We start from the raw sequence: 1,633 nt of genomic DNA, 5'->3' as shown, positions 1-1,633 counted from the left end.
GGTGGGGGTCAACAGCGCAGCGTCGACCTGGTCGATGTCGCGGCCGAAACGAGTGAGGATCCGGGCTGCCTGCAGTGCTGATTGGCCTGAGTCGGCGAGGATGGTGGCGACCTCAGCGGAGTGGTCGACCCGATAGATGTGCTTGACCAGTTCTTGTGCCTGGGCCTCGTCGAGTTCGCCCCGCAGCGCGGTGAGGAAGTCCTTGTCGCTGCTGTCGATCCGCTCGAACGCGGACGGTGCGGGTACGGGATCGCCGAACAGGTCCCACTGCTCCGTTACCGGCTCGGGCGATTCGGGTGCCACGGCTGGCGTCGAGGTCGTTGCTCCGGGAAGCTCGATCACGTTCGTTGCCGAGTCGGCCAAAGCGTGGTCGTTGATGTCGACGGTCAGCTTCACGCCGAGTTCGTGTTGGAGCGTGTCGACCAACTTCTTGGTGGTTTCCAGCACCTGTATTGCGGTCTGTTCGATCAATGCTGGGTCGCCTCCGGACCATCCGGTGATGTACGGCACCGAGTAGCCCTGGGAGTCGAGGCCGATGGTCTGGCCAAGCAGGTAGGCGACCGATTCGGCTTCGACTTCGCGCATGTCTCGGGTCAAACCACCGAGCCCTCGTTCGTGGTGGTCGAGTTGCACGTGCGCCCACTCGTGCAGCAACGTCTTGACCTGTTGCGGCCCTTCCAGCGTGGAGGAGATCCGTACCTTGGCGGCGTTGTAGTCGGTGTAGCCGTTCCACGACTCGGTCGGTGTCGGAGTCTGGAACCCGACGTCGTAGCCGGCATCTTCGAGGTGGTCTTTCACTGCTGAGAACACGTCTTGCCACCGGTTCTCGCCGGTCAGCAGGATCGGGGTCACGGCGTCTTGGCCGAGGTCGGGGCTTGCAACGAGTTGGCCTTGGTGGAATACCTTGACTATGCGAAAGCCGCGCAGGAAGTATTTGGTCACCTCGTCGCCGGTCGTCTCGTCGATCGTCTTTGCTGATCCCTTCATCGGCGCCAAGATCCGCAGGCCGCTTTCGCCTTTCGCGACCTGGCAGGTGCCCCCATCGACGGACGGGATCCGCTGCCAGGTGCGGTAGCCGGCCACGTTGCCCTGTGCGCCTTGCAGGGCGAGCAACATCTGGTTCTGGGGTGAGTAGCGGTGGAACGTTCGAGCAGCCGACAGATATTTGATCCAGTCGTCGCTCGACGCCATGCTCGCCAGTTTTTCTTGGAGCGCGTTGTGGAGCTCTTCGACGGCTTGGCCGTGATCGACACGTGGTTTGGGGCTCATGAGGAGACCTCGCTGTCGTTCAGGTCATAGATGACCGGGACTGGTTTCTTGGTGGTCACAGGGATCGAGTCCTCGAACGGCAGCGAGTCCGGTGGCTGAGGTGCCGGTGGATGAGGTGCCGGTGGCGGTTCGGGCCGGTGCGGGACGCTGTTGCGGCGACGTTGTTTGGTGGGGAGCCACGGACCGGACCCTTCCGGTTCGGACCGGAACGACGGAGGCGAAGGCACCATGGCCTTCAACGCCTTGTTGCGCCACCACTCACGCCCGTAGATGTGCGCCGGCGGCATGTTCGAGTGGATCAGTAGCGCCGAGCCGTACTCGGGGAGACGGGCGAGGAAGTACGGGACCATTGCCTCGTTGTTCT

1 protein-coding gene and 1 pseudogene are annotated in these 1,633 nt (G+C 63.2%); both read right to left on the bottom strand.

The window, feature by feature from the left end:
• Positions 1-1,269 (bottom strand): hypothetical protein (locus tag ACH2EI_RS18910; RefSeq protein WP_395161159.1); only part of this gene is annotated, 1,269 nt, incomplete at its 3' end.
• Positions 1,266-1,633: pseudogene (locus ACH2EI_RS18905) on the bottom strand (hypothetical protein); the annotation flags it as partial. The pseudogene ACH2EI_RS18905 and the gene ACH2EI_RS18910, both read right to left, overlap by 4 nt.

The organism is Ilumatobacter sp., assembly GCF_041688325.1.
GTDB lineage: Bacteria > Actinomycetota > Acidimicrobiia > Acidimicrobiales > Ilumatobacteraceae > Ilumatobacter_A.
The sequence above is the reverse complement of the archived record's forward strand: the minus strand, read 5'-3'. Positions and strand labels throughout refer to the sequence as shown.